This window comes from Celeribacter sp. ULVN23_4 (assembly GCF_054788345.1).
On the sequence record NZ_JBTVYO010000008.1, the window covers coordinates 155,372 to 171,025 of the forward strand.

A 15,654-nucleotide genomic window follows, 5' to 3' on the forward strand; every position below is an offset into this window, starting at 1 on the left:
TCCGCAACGGATTGCGCGCGATCGCATTTTCTAATCGAGCCACAAACTCTATGAAACAGTTGCGGACGATATGATTTGCAGGCCAGAAAACCGGCCTGCCCCCTGACCGCGCGCGTTGCACCTGCCGTCAGAGTTCATCGCCCCCCCCCTTCAGGGGCAGTTTTCATGACACCGAGGCCCCGTCCAAAGGAATGAGACCGCACGCGCAAGAAAAGGTGTGGCCGAAGCGCCGTGAGACAGTCCCTCGAACACTGTGAACTCTCCGCCATTTTGCTTGGCGAAGTCTTGAGCGTTGCCAAACATCCGGCGAGCGCGCAGGCGTTCGAGGCGGTCGGCGGGCTGCTCGGCGGCCCCTTCCGCATCGGGATCTTCCAGGCTGCCGATGGTCACAAGCAGGGAATTGGCGGGATCAGTTTCGCGGTCAAAGAACCACTCGGGATCTGTCCAGATTGACGGGCTTCCGGCCGCATATGAAGAGAATGCATCCGGCGCACTCAGCGCTGTGCGCAGCACAAAAGCACCGCCAAAACTATGACCCAGCAGCATCCGGTGGCGAGGGTCGACCGGCAGATCGCCCTCAACGCGATCTCGAAGCGGCCCCGTCAGGAAATCAAGCGTCTGCGCTCTGTTGTCCCCGACCAAATCCGGCCCCCGGCGTTCCATATCTATGAGGGTGTCATCCGGCCAGCCGATGCCGACGATGATGGTCGGTTTAACCCCGCTTTCGGCAAAGCGGCTTGCTTGCAAAAGCGCGCTTTCACGCAGCGTGCCAAAGGTCCAGCCTGCATCAATGGCATAGATAATGCCGTACCCCTCTTCTGGCGGAGCTTGATTTGGCACAGAAACAAGGATGCGAAAAGTGTCGCAATTCTTGCCATTCAGTTCGGCAAGCTCCTCTGTTTCACAGTTATTTGCGGACATATCGAACTGAAACGTCCCTGACGGATGCCAAGGGACGCTAGCAGTGTCGGGGGCAAACGCCCCCGAAAGGTCTCTCTCTCCGCCCTGCCCCGCATCAGCGGCGCAACACAGAGTAGAGGAGACAAGAACGGCCATGATCAGAGCGCGCATCAGAAGGACTTGCTCAGAGCCACATTGAAGGTGCGCGGTTCTCCGGCGAAGTTGAACACCGTCGTCGAACCAACCCGTGTGTAATAGGCGCGATCAAAGACGTTATCCACACCGACGCGGAGCGTCACATCGTTTGCCAGTTCTTTCTTCACCATCAGATCGACCACACCATAGCCCGGCGCCTCGATGCCCTTCGAAGAGAAGCCGGACATCGTCGTCAGGCGTCCACCAAAGCTCCAGCCTTCAAGCATTCCGTCCACGAAATCGTAGCTGCCTTGAAGCTTGAGCATATGTTCCGGCGTGTAGGTCGAGAAGGTTTCCCCATCGCTGTCACCGTTCAGATATTCGGTGTCGGTATAGGTGTAGCCACCGGACAGATGAAGGTTCTCAGTCGGCTCGCCAGAGAGTTCGAGCTCAAGTCCACGGGAGCGCACTTTCTCTTCGGCGACATAGTAGTCATCCACAGAGACCGGACGGTTCACCTCGGTCAGGTCAAACAGCGCGGCGGAGAAATTAAGGCCTTGCCACAGATCGCCTTTCACCCCGATCTCATATTGCTGACCTTCGACTGGGTCGAGCAAATCACCATTGGCGTCGAGTTCGGATTGCGGAATGAAAATCTCCGAATAACTCGCGTAAAGCGTGGCGCTCGGCAGGATGTCATAAGTCGCACCGGCGAAGGGCGTGAGCTGCGCATCGACATCGTATTCATCGGTCGAGGTTGCAGAGGTCGAAAGTGTGGTGGTCGTCACTGTGCCCTCATACCAACTCAGACGCGCCCCCCCAATCAGGGTCAGCGCTTCGCTCGGAGACAGGCGTACTTGGGTATAAATACCGCGCGATGTTGTCTCAGTATCCTGACGCCGCGAATAGCTTACATCGGGCGCGTCCACAGACGAGCCATCCCAATCGTCGAGATCCCATGTCCCGGAGATTGAACCGGACGCCTGATACATGGTGCTTTCGACCTTTTGCCAATCAGCCCCGAAAATCGCGTTGCCTTCCCAATTGCCAAGATAGAACGGAAGCTCCGTGTGCAGATCAAGCGCAAGGCTTTCTTGTTCGAAATCACGGGCGAGCCAGCGAATGGACGAAATTTGGTTGTTCTCGTCAGCGGCACTGCCGGAGTAACCATAGAGGAAATTCGCGTCCTGATCAGAATGGCGCGCGGAGAATTTCACCCGGCCGCCATTGTCAAAGAAATGCTGCGCCGCGAAGACCGCGTCCGTGGTTTCGTTCTCGAAATTGTTCCAATCGAGCACCGTTGTCGCATCGCTGTCGAGCCAGAGCAGATTGCCATCAGCATCGGTCGGCAGGCCGTTGTAAGGCGTGATGTCGCGTTCCATATGGCTCAGCGAGAAGGTCAGCTCGGTGTTGTCCGTCACATCCCAAGCCAGCGTGCCGTAATAGGACTGCACCCCGTTTTCGACGCCATCGACAAAGCTGTCGCCGTCGCCATAGGCCGCCACGAAACGCCCGCGGAGTGTCCCGTCCGCATTCAGGGCATCGGACATATCAAGCTCTGCGCGGTATTGACCGTTGCTGTCAGCAGAGACGCTTGTGCTGCCCTCGAATTCTGTCGCCGTCGCCTGCTTCAGACGCATGTTGATCGAGCCAGCAGGCTCGCCAGTGCCGATGAACAGGCCCGCCGGGCCTTTGAGGACTTCGACGTGATCGACGATGGAGAGATCGGGCTGAGTGCCGTAGATCGAGCTGACCGGCGCGGGAAGGCCGTCAAAATAGAGATAGTCGAACTCATAGCCGCGCGAGTAGATCGACGAGCGGCCCACGTTGTTGTTGAGGATCATAATGCCCGGCGTATCAGCAAGCGCCTCTTCAAGCGCCGTATAGCCGCCATCTTCGATCTGTTGATTGGTGACAACCGTGGTCGATTGCGGCACCTCGCGCGGGCTCATCGTCGCCTTTTCCCCAACGGAGACAAGATCGGTCGTATAGCTGTCAGAGGCTTCCGTCTCATAGCTCGATCCGTTGATGGTGATTTCCTCAAGCACATAGTCCTGAGCGAGTACGGGCGTCGCCAGAGCGGTTGAGGCGAAAAGCGCCAGGCGAAGAGAGGTGCGCGTGGTGGCGGTCATGTCATGATCCTTGGATGCGTCTTGGGGATGTGGCAAAAGTTCTAATGCAGGTCGAAAATTCCGACTTTTTTTGTCAATAATAAATCTCTAGGTTCGTCACCAGCCACCCAGCCTCTTCGGGAGCGCCAAAAACCTTTGCAGAAACGCCAAAAAACAGATTGCGTCCCATGTCCCAAATCCGCATCGCCGACCTGCCTGCCCGTATGCAGGCACCTTCAGACACGTTTGGAGCGACCCTGCCCGCCGACCGTATCGTGCTCTCCGGCTCCCGGATCGGAACGCGGCTTCCCTCTGGGTTCACCCTGACCCTCCAGGAAGCCTGTGCAGAAGCGGATTTCGAAACGCGGGCGCTGCGACCAGCTAATGTGTTGCTGCATCTCGTTCTAGACGGTCAGGTGGACGCCAATATCGCAGGCGACCCGCTTCACATCTCACGCGAGGCGGGCAAGCCTGTCCAACTTGTGATGTCCGCTCTCTCTGAGCCCGCCCCATTCCAACGGCGGGTCAGAAAAGGGCAGACGTTGCGCAAACTCAGCGTCGTGATCGAATGGGGGTGGCTCGAAACGCGTGGCGTTTCAAAAGACGCAGCGATGGGCGGAGAACGCCACCGGGTCTCCAGTTGGGCTGCCAGATCCACGGATATGTTGAGAGCCGAGCACCTGTTCAAAGCGGGCCTCACGGACGACCATCCCGCGCCCGATCTTCAGGTTGCCTCCGAAGCGCTTGGATTCTCCCTCATTGAGCAGGCCATCGAAGGCCTTATGACCCTGTCGCACACACGCAATGCGAAACAGCGCGAACAACTCGCACGGATGGAACAGTTCGGCTGCCGTCCCGGCCCGATGCCCCACCTCTCCGAAATTGCCGCGATGGGTGGTATGTCCGTATCCAGCCTGAGGCGGCTGTTTCATACGACATATGGGCAAACGGTGCATGAGAGGCTGCGGGATTTGCGGCTGGATCATGCCGCTGAAGAGTTGGCCTTCGGCACCTCCGTCGCACAGGCGGCCCATATCGCGGGCTATGCCTCTCCGACCGCATTCGCAACGGCCTTTCGCCGCAAAACCGGCCTCGCCCCATCACAAATCAGCGTCAGCTATAGACCTTCTGAGGCAGCGATGCGAGACTGCTAAAGCGTTTCTACTTAAACCTGAAACCGGGTTTTAGAAGAAACGCAGTACAACGTCTAAGCGGAGTGGGCGTTTCGACGGGTTGCTTTTGCGGTCACCAAACAAAGGAGATCGCAAAATTTCTCGCGCGCCCCATGAGGAGCGTGCGAAATTACATCCCCAAAGCATCGACGACCAACCCTTTGGCCGAGCTCACCAATTCCAACGCCTCGTCCTCTGACCCCGCCTGTGCGTAAATGCGAAACTCCGGCGCGTTGCCCGACGGGCGCAGGTGAACGACAGTGCCGCCCTCGAAATCGACGCGCAATCCGTCCGTCAGATCGACAGAAGCAATCTCGCCCAAGGGCGCGAAGAACGCGCGTCGGTTCGCGTCGTTCTCAACGAGGTCCGCAAGAAAGACCCCTGCCCGTTCGCGGTCGATCTCCTGCAAGCGGTCAGCGGCCGTGAAACACGGCGGCAGCGCCGCGACCAGTTCCGCCAGCGGCACGCCTGCCACCTTCGCCGCCGCCAAAGGCGCGAGGATCGGCAGCATGCAATCGCGTGTCGGCAACGGGGCAAGCGGCTCTTTCAGTTGGGCTCCGAACCCCAAAAGGAAGCCGCCATTCGCCTCAAACCCCGCAACCTCAGCATGTTTGGCCTCGGCCATGCCCGCGATCACATAGGGGGAGCCGATCCGGGTCAGGAGAACCTCATCGAACTCGGGCAGACGTCTGACCATGTCATTTGACGACACCGGGGTCACCACGGATTTCGCCCCGACATAGCGCGCGGTCAGGACGCCCAGAATATCACCCGGAATGACTTTGCCCGAAGCGTCTGTGAGCATGGGTCGGTCTGCGTCACCATCTGTGGAGACAATCGCATCCAGCCCGCCGCTTTGGCACCAGTTGCGGAGCATATCTCGCGTCTTAGCGTCGACCGCTTCGGTATCGACGGGGATGAACACATCTGAATTGCCGAGTTCCGCCACCTCAGCGCCAAGGGCTTTGAGGATATGCCCCATGGTGTCACGGGCCACGGAAGAATGGCGATAGACGCCAACCTTTAGCCCCGCCAGCGCCCCTGCCCCAAACGCGCAGACATAACGGTCGATATAATGGGGTTCCGCTTCCGAGCCCGCAGTAATCGTGCCAGTGCGTAGCGCGTACCGTCGCTCCCGGGCGGCATAGGCGTCGGTGATCCGCGCCTCATCGGCTTTCGACACCTCTCCATCCGGCAGGTAGAATTTCAACCCATTGCGATCCGCGGGGATATGGCTGCCTGTGACCATGATCGCCGCCGCACCGGCCTTCATCGCCGAGAGAGCCAGCGCTGGTGTCCCAAGCGCACCGCAGTCGATCACATCAACGCCCGCCTCCATTGCTGCGCGGCAGACGACCGCCGCAATTTCTGGGGAGGACGGACGCAAATCACGCCCGACATAGATCCGATCACAGCTCAGCGTCGAGAGGAACGCATGGGTGTAGTCGCTGACAAGCGGTTCGGTCAACTCGGTGACGAGGCCGCGCAGACCACTGGTGCCAAAAGAAGGGGGCATGTCGTCGGTTCCTTGATTGCTGGCTTAGCCCTTGGCACCCTGCCCGCGGGCATAGACATCATCGTAACGAATAATGTCATCTTCGCCCACGTAGGAACCGGTTTGAACTTCGATCAGAACCATCGGGACTTTGCCGGGGTTTTTCATCCGGTGGACAGCGCCCAGCGGGATGTAGACCGACTGGTTTTCGCTCACCAAGCGCACCTCATCATCAACGGTCACCTCGGCAGTGCCTTCGACGACGATCCAATGTTCGGAGCGGTGGAAATGGCTCTGAAGGCTGAGCGCCGCGCCAGGGTGGACATGGATGCGCTTGACCTGAAAGCGGCCACCGATGACGAGGCTTTCAAACCAACCCCATGGGCGGTGATCCTTTGGGAAATGCGTCGCCTGAAGCGCGCCCTTCTCTTTGAGGGCGCTCACGGCATGCTTCACGTCCTGCGCCCGCGATTTATCGGCGACCAGCACGGCGTCATTCATCGCGACGACCATGATGTTGTCGAGACCGATGCCGACCACCTCAAGGTTCTCACTGTCAGAGCGCAGCAGCGAATTGGTGCAATCGATTGATGTCGCCTCCCCGGAGCGCACCACACCGTCTGCATCAGAGGGGCTTTCTTCCCAGACAGCATCCCAGCCACCGAGATCGGACCAGCCGCCGTCAAAGGGCACGACCGCCAGATTGTCGGCGCGTTCCATCACCGCGTAGTCGATCGAAATATCCTCGACCTCTTGCCACGCCTCAGGATCAAGCCGCAGGAAACCCAAATCCGCCTCGGCACTTTCTACCGAGCGGGAAACGGGCGCGACCAGCGACGGCGCATGTGCATTAAAGGCCGCGATGATGTCTTTGGCTTTGAACAGGAAAATCCCGGCGTTCCACATGAACGTCCCGGCTTTCAACAGCATTTCAGCGCGCGCCGCATCGGGCTTTTCGACAAAGGACTTGAGATCGACCGCAGCCATTGAGGCATCCGGCTTCTGCGCAAGTTCGAGATAACCATAGCCCGTATGCGCATGTGTCGGTTGAATGCCGAAGGTGACAAGCTTGCCAGCTTCCACCGCCTGCATGCCACGCGCAACAGCCGCGCGAAACGCTTCGGCATCCGGGACGACATGGTCGCTGGGCGCGACCAGCATCACGGCCTCCGGGTCTTTGGCGGCAATATGAAGCGCCGCAGCAAGAACAGCAGGCGCCGTGTTGCGCCCTTCGGGTTCGATCAGGATGGCCCCCGGATCAATCCCGATGTCCATCAGTTGTTCGGTGACAATGAAGCGAAAATCCGACCCTGTCAGAACGACTGAGCGTCCGTACTCAGCCCCACGCAGACGGTTGGCGGAGGCTTGGAACAAGGTCTCGCGCCCCATCAAGGGCACGAATTGTTTCGGATAGGATTTCCGCGACAGCGGCCACAGGCGCGTGCCAGAGCCGCCACACAAGATCACGGGTGTAATCAATCCCATACTCACTGCCTCACATCGTCGTAAATATGATCGACCCGCTGGGGGATGAACAGCGAGGCTCGCCGTTTGATGCCATGAACCTCGTCGCCCTTCTCCAGCAGGAACTCAGCCCGATAGCTGCCGTCCTGTCCGGTGACACCGGTGATGAGCCCACGTTTCGTCATGGTCTGTTTCTAACCTTTATTCACAAATTGCCCAAGCTTGTTCAGGTTCTTCCAAATGAGAGCGCACAGTATTCCTTGCGGCTCTTGCGTATAATACATTCTAGCGCGCGATTGCTTTCGCCCCCACCCCGCATCTTAACCAGAACCTCCGGCAAATACGCAGCGGAGATGTTGCCTCGTCCAAAATAGCGCAGAATACTGTCGCAATCGGCCGCAATCCGCAAACTTGTGTCTGACTTGTGTCTGACTTGTGTCTGAGCCACCCCAACATTTTATGACATCATTTTTCAGAAAAAGCGAAGGGCACGGCGGCATCCAGCCACCCCGCAGTTTTGCAGGGGCCTATGCGCCCGCCCCCCAATGGCGGATCACCTTGTTCGTGTCGTTCGCAGAGACATGGTCGAGATCGCCATAAACCGCATCCGGCCCGGAGCGCGCGAAGATCACGGCAGCATCGTTGAGACAAGCTCGCCGCAAGGCGTTCCCAGATGATCGGCAGGTCCAGGGAAAGACCGTGTCAGGTCAATCAGAGTTTGAGGCAAACCATCCGAGAACTGATATCAATCGTCTGACTATCAGTATTCATGATCTCCGGCGGACCAGACTTGTGAATGGCCTCGCTCAGAGCCTCGACGCAAAATTTCTCTTTGATGTGCCCCCTGTGGGAGAGAGTGAAGCCATTCAAAAGCATTTCCCAAATGCCGGAGCACGTCTGTCCGGAGCCATTTTGAATAACTTCGCCCCACGGTGTGCCAAATCGGGGCAGGCTACGGCTAATCCTACCGCTGTGACCACACATCAAGATCTGAATAGATTTAATGCTGTGTGGTGGTCATGCATGGCCTGAGCCACGCGCCCCACTCAGCATGAAGATAAGACCCCGACCCTAACCTCTCTCCGGCAGTGGGCAACGGTTTCGTCTTTGTCAGCACTCGCCGCAATAGAACTTCGGGCACCGCTTGAACACGTATATATTCACCACCACATCGCCGTGGACCGTTGCACTCGAACCTCACGAATGTGCTACTGCCAAATCCACGTAAAAAGTCGTCCCCTCCCCCAATTCGCTCTCATAACTGAGACGCCCGCCATGCGCGTTTACGATTTTGTTGGAGATATACAATCCCAGCCCTGTCCCCTCGAATTTCCGAGTTGCAGATGTATCTAACTGGCTGAATGCTTCGAATATTTTCGCACCGGTCTCTTTCGGTATTCCGACACCATCATCAGACACCGAGATCCGAGCACTTCCCATAACCTGTTCCAACCGCACATTGATGACACCGCCTTCATCAGAAAACTTTGCCGCGTTGGACAAGAGATTGCTCAAGACCTGCTCCAGACGCGTCCTGTCCCCCAAGACAGTGAGCGCCTCTCTGGGAATGCTGTGGCGAAGAGAGACGCCTTTATCATGTGCGAAGGGTGTAAAGCTTTCTATCGTATCGAGAATCAGTTCAGCGACATCAATCGTTTCGAACGTGAAATCTAGTTTCCCCGCATCCAGCCGCTGCGACAGAAGAAGGTCCTCAACAAGCAATGCCAATCTCGCGGAATTTCTCTGCGCAATTTTCAATGGTTTTTGCATTTTGTCGGGAACATCGCCCAAAACGCCTGAACTGACGAGATCCAGAGAACCTTTGATGGACGTAAGCGGCGTTCGCAATTCATGGCTGACCGTACCGATGAATTCAGTCTTAGCCGCGTAAGCGGCCTTCACCTCTTCATGCTGATCCTCTAGCTCCATGATATTTTTAAGCGATTCAGAATATGAAATCACAAAGTTCCGTGCGAGATCCGCAAGAAATCCGAGAATGAAGACAACCGTAAACAGGTTCAGCCATATGTCTGATTTCAAGGGGGCAGACGTTTGCACGATATCGTAGAGCGGGATGTAGATAATTGCGAAAACATAAAGGGCCAACCTCACCAACAAGACGGATAGGAATTGGCGATTGTTGATAATTGCAAAAATTGATGCCGAGATAAGCATGAACATAGGCATGAAATGCCCAGTCTCAGGCAACTGAGCGCCCGAAAACGAGATTGCGAAGAGCGCAATCGTCGCTCCGCTGATCAAAGTCCCGATATAAATGCCGCGCATTGCACCACGGATATCGCGCTGCTCCCACACCTTATTTTTCAAGATGTTACGGAACACGAGATAGTCGTAGACCTCGCAAATGCTCACCAACGCGAGAAACACCGAGGCCATAGCCCAACTGTAATACGCGCCCGACAGCAAAATTGCCGTACCGTAGATAACGATCCGTTGGAAAAAGAGTTGCTGACCTGTTGCGGCATAATCACAAAGTCTTCGTTCAAATTCTTTGGGCGTGAAGTTCGCTTCTCGCCCGAAAAATTTTTCTCGAAATGTGTGTGCGTTTTTCATTTTGCCCCCGCCCGGATTTAACGCCTCAGTACTTCACAACCTTTAATTGCACAAAAGCAACACATTTCGCGCTTTTCGAGTAGCGCGACCTTATAATGTGGCAAAAATATGTTCTTGCCTCATTATAGCCTTAAAACCAACAAACTCACAAAATGACCTAGGCAGCAAAATATGGCTTTGCACACGCCCACCGAGCAGGGACTTCTGTCCATCAATGCATTTCCTGATCTAGTACCATGTTCTAACGACGAAATATCACAAATAGCATCTTCTGGTAGAAAGAATACCCCCCAGAGAACCGCCAAACGTGAAACCACGGGACGTATAAGAGCGACAGTCCTGTCGGTTCAAAACAACCATCTCTATGGGGAGTTGTACGCCGACTTTTTGAGAGCGCGAAAGCGTGTGTTTATCGATACGAAACATTGGGACCTTCCCGAGACCGATGGGATGGAATTCGACCAGTACGATACACCTCAAAGCCGCTGTATTGTTCTCCATGAATATGGTCAGGTCATTGCCGGCATCAGGCTCCTTCCAACCACTGCAAGATGTGGATGCTACAGCTATATGCTAAAGGATGCGCAGGAAGGCGTTATTGATACAATTCCCTCTTATATCTTGCATGAAAAGGCCCCCGTTTCAGATTGGGTTTGGGAAGCGACGCGTTTATTTGTTGTGCCTGAAGTTCCAGCAAACCGGCGCCTCACAGTTCAAACCAAACTGATGCAGGAAATGGCCCGTACTGCTGTCGCGGAAGGTGCGACTCATGTGATTGGCATCGTCCCCTATGTCTTCAAAAGATGGCTTGAACGGCTGGGTATGAGCGCCCTCCCTGTTGGTCCGAAAGTCATGTTTGACAGCGATAAATCTCAAGCCGCACTCATGCACGTCGCCAAGATGACAATGATGCAAACATAGATCAGCCGCTCAAAGAAACAGTGGCGCGCGTCTCCAAATACAAAATGGTGCCACCCACTTTTATTGTGATGCGCGGTTCCCCCCCCCCCTCTAAAGCGTGCCTCAAAACATTGAGGCACTCATTTTTGAGACACGCAGCACGATCAATAGAGTGCGGCGACGTTTTTCACTCAATCGGTTTCAGATGAAACGAAAACGCTTTAAAGACAAAGTTTGATCGGCATAAGAAAAGGTCATCCTCATCAGTCTCAGCGCCCCAAAAGATTAAACTTTGCCGCGATAGCAACTGCTTCCGACATCGTGAGCGCGGAAAGCTTGCGCCGCAAATTCCGGCAATGCAAATCGACCGTGGGCAAAGAGATATTAAGCTGATGTCCAATGCGGTCACGTCTCAGGCCAGCCGCAGCAAGCCTCAATACAGCGCGTTCGCGCGCGGTAAGCGCAGGAACGCGCTCTATCCCAGACATAAAATCAGGGTTTTCCCAAAACACCACGACCCGAACACGTTGCCTCTGAAACGGTAGGACGTTGATTTGAACAAGCCTATTGGACGCTTGGTTCGGGGGCACCAACACCGTAGAGGCGGGCGCCACTTGTCGACTCGCCGTCCAAAGAGCCTTGTCGAAATCGGTGGATGGATCGATATGAAACCGATCAGCTTCGCCCTCTTGGCAATACTGCGGGTAAATATCCAAAAACCGCTGCGCCATCGGATCACAGGACAAGATACGACCTTCGAGATCGACATCAAGATACGCCACCGCGATCGTCTCAGCACAGAGAGCGGATGTATCTATCGCAGGCAAGGTCGCGCGCTCTGTCATACGAAAAACCCCCGAAACACATAACGACACACACAGTGTCAGCTATTGATCCGACCCTAATCTGCCTACTCCTTGAGCTTCGCCCCCTCGTGGGGGGGCATGGCGCATTTTTTTTCGCTGCAAAGCTATGGTTTTTCTTGTTTCAAGACGCGTTCTGCGAAAGTTTTTCAGTGCAAGAGTATGAGATCGCGCCCCACACTGATGCGCTATGAACACCACCAAGGCATGATAGCTAAGGCCCATGGCACGCCCCTCGCAATTCATTCAAACGCTCTCCTCCGCGCTCAAGAAAGCGCCTGTGTCCCTGCCCTCTGAAGACTCCATATTGCTGAGTTCTGAGGACGAAGCTCGCAGCGAGAGGTTCTTCTTTCGGCATTTTTCGCAGTGCCGCCTGCCGGTCAATCTCTATGACACGACGGGAACCCGCCAGATCAACGCATTTACTCTCGATGCCGATGTGGCCTTCCCTACGCAACAGTGCATGCCACACCAATCTATGAGCGGCTGCGCCTTCACGGTCATCGAGAACAAGCTCTACTTCCTCTACGACCGCGTCGAACGCTGGCCTGATACGCCTTCGCATATCGCCTTTTTCGCGATCCACCTCGACGCGACCCATCTCGCCTCGCTCTCCGACACCGCGCTTGGCATGACGCTCGCGCCCTCGGAATATGTCCTTCTCGCGCATTTGCTGAGCGGGAAAACCCTACAGGAGGCAGCTGAGACCGTCGGGGCAAGCTACGACACCAAACGCAAACAGGTCCGGACTGTTCTCGAAAAATTCGGGGCCAAGACCCAAACCGCTCTGCTGCGCTCCCTTTCGCTCGACATCACCGCAGCCGTGCTCGACGAGATTTTGCCAATTCAGGATCGCCGCCCGGAAAGCGCTCAGATCAAACGCCAGTTCGGGCGCAACGTGGTCGTCAACCACCTCTCTATCGGCGAGAATGACGAAATCCCGATCTGGGAATTCGGCGCCAGGCGCGGCCAGCCAGTTCTCTATTTCCATAGTATGCTCTCGCCTGTGCTTTTCGACGACAAATTGGTCCGAACCCTCAAAGCCCAAAATCTGCGTATGTTGCTCGTTCCGCGACATTTTCTCAATTTCGCGCATCAGGCGGAGGCGCAGATTCGCATGACCCGCTTTTCAAACGCTCTCGCCGAGGCCGTCGACTACCTCACTGATGAGCCGATCCTTTGTCTTGCCGAAAGTGCTGGCGTCCCTTGGGCCACCCATTTCGCGCGCCATCATCCAGATCACGTTTCGAAACTCGTGCTCTGCAGTACGCCTCAGCTTTTCACAGCCGTACAAGACAGCGTCGCGCCGACCATTTTCGTTGAAATGTCACATCGTCTGCGTTCGGATGCTCGGGTCCTCGTTGGGCTTACTCAGGTCTATAATGCCCTGAGCCGCGTGCCCGCTTTTGCTCAAAAGGGGCTGGCTCATCTGTTTCGAAAATCAGAGTCTGACACCGCCCATCTCAGAGCATTGTTCGCAGGCGCTCATCTGGCCGATTGGCTACGCTTAATTGCCAATCACGCGACCTTGGCCTCAATCGACGAGATGGTCAGCTTGCAACGCGACTGGCGCTCCGACCTTTTGAGCTCCCGCTGCCCTGTGGTGATGATCCATGGACGCGAAGACCCGATAAGCCCTATAGAAGATGCTGCGGAAATCGCAAAAGAAATCCCAGAATCACAGTTCGTGTCCATCGAAAGCGCAGGGCATCTCGTATTTAGCCAAGCAGCGCATCGCGTTCTGGCCCATCTTGTTGGCGATCATATCGAAGCCTCTGTGAGCAAGGCCAGCCCAGCCTTCTAACGCTTAGAAACTGTAGCTCCACCCAATCCGGCAATCGGTCGTTTCCGATGAATAGAGCGCAACATTCGAGTTCTGGATCTTGTAGCCGCAAGACAGTTTCGGCGTCCCACCCATGATCTTGATCCGACTGTCCGACAACGTGAGCCCGATGCGGTAAATCTCATCTCGGCGGGCATACTCGACAGATGGGAAGTCCGTATCGTACAGGCGCAGCGTTGCCCCGACATCAACACCAGCGCGCAGTGTTTCAGAGAGATCGAAGAGATACCCCGCTTTCAAGCCTGCCCCCCAATAGCGATGATACTCAAGCGAGGGCGTACTACGTTCAAGAGTGCCGCCCAAGCTCACCACGCCGGAAGGCGTGACTTGCTTGCTCCAGCCCAAGCCGAGAGAGGCATAGTTGCCCGAGAGGGTCCCCTTATCGAGATAGTTCCGATACTCGAACACACCGCTGACACTCAACGTCTTAATATCTGACAGGCGCTTAAACCAAGCCCCGTGCAGACCTGTCGCGATACGATCAGAACTGTCCTCCTCGACCTCGCTGTAATATGTCCGGTCGACGTGCACCCCGGCGCGCAGGCTACTCTGCTGCGTTTCGGCTTTCAGATCCGCCGACAGCCGTCCACGCCAATAGCGTAACTCCGGCGCCTCGTACCAGACACGGCGCAGGGTGGTCCCGAGTTCAAATGTCAGCCCCTCCGCAAGCGGACGACGGTAGAGAAGCTGCGCGCCCATCTCCACGCCCACGCCAGAGGTCTCAGCTCCGCCATCATCAATCGTAAACCGCCCCCAAAGCGTGTCGAAATACGTCTCCGAAGAGGTGTTCTTGATATTCGTACTGGGGAGAAACGCAAAAGAGGCTGAGAACTGGAACGGGTAGCGCCGCGCCAGCTTACCCAGAGCAGCCAGATAGAGATCGGCATTCTTCTGCTGGCTCGGCTCTCTCAAAAGGTGGCGCAAAAACGCCTCTGCCCGGCGCACCTGCCCCGCTTGCGCCCAAGCCTCCGCCATCGCGAGCTGTGCGCTTGGATCGGTCGGAGCCAAACGCCAGGCTTTGGAAAAATAGACGATGGATTTCGCGGGCTCTCCATCCTTCAAGACAGAACGTCCCTTTTGCATCAGGACGGCGTGCGCCTCACGGACACTCAATTCTGTCGCGGCTTCCGCGCGCCATGCAAACGCCATCAAGATCAGCAGCAAGACACTCCAAAGCGCCCGTTGCATCATACCCATCTGCCGCTTGCCGGAAAGTTTCATGTCAGCTGACCTTTGGTGATCGTGCCGCCGTTGCCGGCGACACGATGCTTGTTAACCTTGCACTCATGAAAACGCGTGCGACAACATCAGTCCTCGACCGCGGCAAACCCACCTTCATAGGAGGCACCATTGACCGTACCCTCCAGATCACCATAGAGCGCCAGCTGGCCCTCGTAGTCATAGAAGGTCCCATCCATGTCCATGTCGATCAAATGGTCCTCATCATCGGTGAGCGTACCGGTCGCATCTGCGGTCAGAGTGGTCCCTGTGACCCCGCCGTCGATCGTCAGCGAACCCGACAGCTCATCTTCGAGAACCTGGGTGTCCTCGTTGTAGAGGCCAAAGTTGGTTGCCGAACCCGAGACCAAATTCGTGGTGAAGTTTGCCGTCAACGTCATGTCGCCGATAGCTTCAAGATCCTCATCCTCCCCCACATCGCTGATCGCCAGCGCCCCGGACATCGTCACAGTACCGGCCATCAGGCTTTCAGAAGCTGTATCAAGGTCACCATTTTCGGCTGCTGCGACGAGGCCTTCAAGGCTGTCATATTGTTCAGGAAGGTCGACCTCGGACATATCCCCATCGACAGATGAGCCCCCGCAAGCCGCCAAAGAGAGAGAAGCCGCCGACAAGGCCGCCATTGCAAAAAACCGCATTACATTTCTCCTAAATCTTTGCGCGTCGTTTTACTCAGATCCCACAAGACCCGAAAAAATCATCCAAGATTTGGACCGCCAAACAACCTATGAGAAACTATAGGTCCTTTGTTTTCATGAGAAATTTGAGCGGCATAATGAGACAAGCGGATTTTACAAAATCTCATGAGCTTCGGAACCAATGGAACCTTACAAACATCAGGTAGTCGCAGGCATGACCGTTCTGTTCTCTCCCACCAACACTAAAGCGTTTCGACTTTAACTTGATCTATCACATAAAGTCGAAACGCCCGCTCCGCTTGGACGTTGCTCCGCGTTTC

12 protein-coding genes and 1 pseudogene are annotated in these 15,654 nt (G+C 56.0%); 3 read left to right on the forward strand and 10 right to left on the reverse strand.

Annotation, left to right across the window (positions count from 1 at the left end; all coding sequences use genetic code 11):
• Window positions 1-150 precede the first annotated feature (150 nt).
• Both ACYBHZ_RS16360 and ACYBHZ_RS16365 read right to left on the reverse strand, forming a co-directional pair.
• A complete protein-coding gene (locus ACYBHZ_RS16360) occupies window positions 151-921 on the reverse strand; it encodes an alpha/beta hydrolase (protein WP_460275363.1) in 771 nt (256 codons plus the stop codon).
• A 149-nt stretch (window positions 922-1,070) separates the two neighbouring features.
• On the reverse strand, window positions 1,071-3,167 hold the full coding sequence (locus tag ACYBHZ_RS16365; protein WP_460275364.1) for a TonB-dependent siderophore receptor: 2,097 nt from the start codon (window positions 3,165-3,167) through the stop codon (window positions 1,071-1,073).
• A 167-nt stretch (window positions 3,168-3,334) separates the two neighbouring features.
• Between ACYBHZ_RS16365 and ACYBHZ_RS16370 the strand changes: the two genes are divergently transcribed.
• Window positions 3,335-4,300, forward strand: a complete 966-nt coding sequence (locus ACYBHZ_RS16370) for a helix-turn-helix transcriptional regulator (protein ID WP_460275365.1) — start codon at window positions 3,335-3,337, stop codon at window positions 4,298-4,300.
• A 148-nt stretch (window positions 4,301-4,448) separates the two neighbouring features.
• Here ACYBHZ_RS16370 and ACYBHZ_RS16375 read toward each other — a convergent pair whose 3' ends face one another.
• The 5 genes and pseudogenes from ACYBHZ_RS16375 to ACYBHZ_RS16395 form a co-directional block, all read right to left on the reverse strand.
• Complete coding sequence (locus tag ACYBHZ_RS16375; RefSeq protein WP_460275366.1) at window positions 4,449-5,834, reverse strand: phosphomannomutase; 1,386 nt, start codon at window positions 5,832-5,834, stop codon at window positions 4,449-4,451.
• 24 nt (window positions 5,835-5,858) lie between these two features.
• Complete coding sequence (locus ACYBHZ_RS16380) at window positions 5,859-7,298, reverse strand: mannose-1-phosphate guanylyltransferase/mannose-6-phosphate isomerase (protein WP_460275367.1); 1,440 nt, start codon at window positions 7,296-7,298, stop codon at window positions 5,859-5,861.
• Window positions 7,299-7,312: 14 nt separating this feature from the next.
• Window positions 7,313-7,462 (reverse strand): annotated as a pseudogene (locus ACYBHZ_RS16385) (GDP-mannose 4,6-dehydratase); the annotation flags it as partial.
• A 342-nt stretch (window positions 7,463-7,804) separates the two neighbouring features.
• Window positions 7,805-7,939 (reverse strand): hypothetical protein, encoded by a 135-nt coding sequence (locus ACYBHZ_RS16390; protein WP_460275368.1) that lies wholly within the window; start codon window positions 7,937-7,939, stop codon window positions 7,805-7,807.
• A gap of 535 nt (window positions 7,940-8,474) precedes the next feature.
• Window positions 8,475-9,851 carry a sensor histidine kinase gene (locus ACYBHZ_RS16395; protein ID WP_460275369.1) on the reverse strand — a complete coding sequence of 459 codons (1,377 nt, stop codon included), beginning with the start codon at window positions 9,849-9,851 and terminating at the stop codon, window positions 8,475-8,477.
• A gap of 171 nt (window positions 9,852-10,022) precedes the next feature.
• Between ACYBHZ_RS16395 and ACYBHZ_RS16400 the strand changes: the two genes are divergently transcribed.
• Complete coding sequence (locus ACYBHZ_RS16400) at window positions 10,023-10,772, forward strand: acyl-homoserine-lactone synthase (RefSeq protein ID WP_460275370.1); 750 nt, start codon at window positions 10,023-10,025, stop codon at window positions 10,770-10,772.
• A 248-nt stretch (window positions 10,773-11,020) separates the two neighbouring features.
• Here ACYBHZ_RS16400 and ACYBHZ_RS16405 read toward each other — a convergent pair whose 3' ends face one another.
• Window positions 11,021-11,596: a helix-turn-helix transcriptional regulator gene (locus ACYBHZ_RS16405; RefSeq protein WP_460275371.1), complete on the reverse strand. Its 576-nt coding sequence runs from the start codon at window positions 11,594-11,596 to the stop codon at window positions 11,021-11,023.
• A 241-nt stretch (window positions 11,597-11,837) separates the two neighbouring features.
• Between ACYBHZ_RS16405 and ACYBHZ_RS16410 the strand changes: the two genes are divergently transcribed.
• Window positions 11,838-13,418, forward strand: coding sequence for a bifunctional helix-turn-helix transcriptional regulator/alpha/beta hydrolase (locus tag ACYBHZ_RS16410; protein ID WP_460275372.1), 1,581 nt, complete (start codon window positions 11,838-11,840; stop codon window positions 13,416-13,418).
• A gap of 3 nt (window positions 13,419-13,421) precedes the next feature.
• On the opposite strand, the gene ACYBHZ_RS16415 is transcribed toward ACYBHZ_RS16410, so the two are convergent.
• Complete coding sequence (locus ACYBHZ_RS16415) at window positions 13,422-14,678, reverse strand: surface lipoprotein assembly modifier (protein WP_460275373.1); 1,257 nt, start codon at window positions 14,676-14,678, stop codon at window positions 13,422-13,424.
• An 86-nt stretch (window positions 14,679-14,764) separates the two neighbouring features.
• Window positions 14,765-15,334: a hypothetical protein gene (locus ACYBHZ_RS16420; protein ID WP_460275374.1), complete on the reverse strand. Its 570-nt coding sequence runs from the start codon at window positions 15,332-15,334 to the stop codon at window positions 14,765-14,767.
• Window positions 15,335-15,654: the final 320 nt, after the last annotated feature.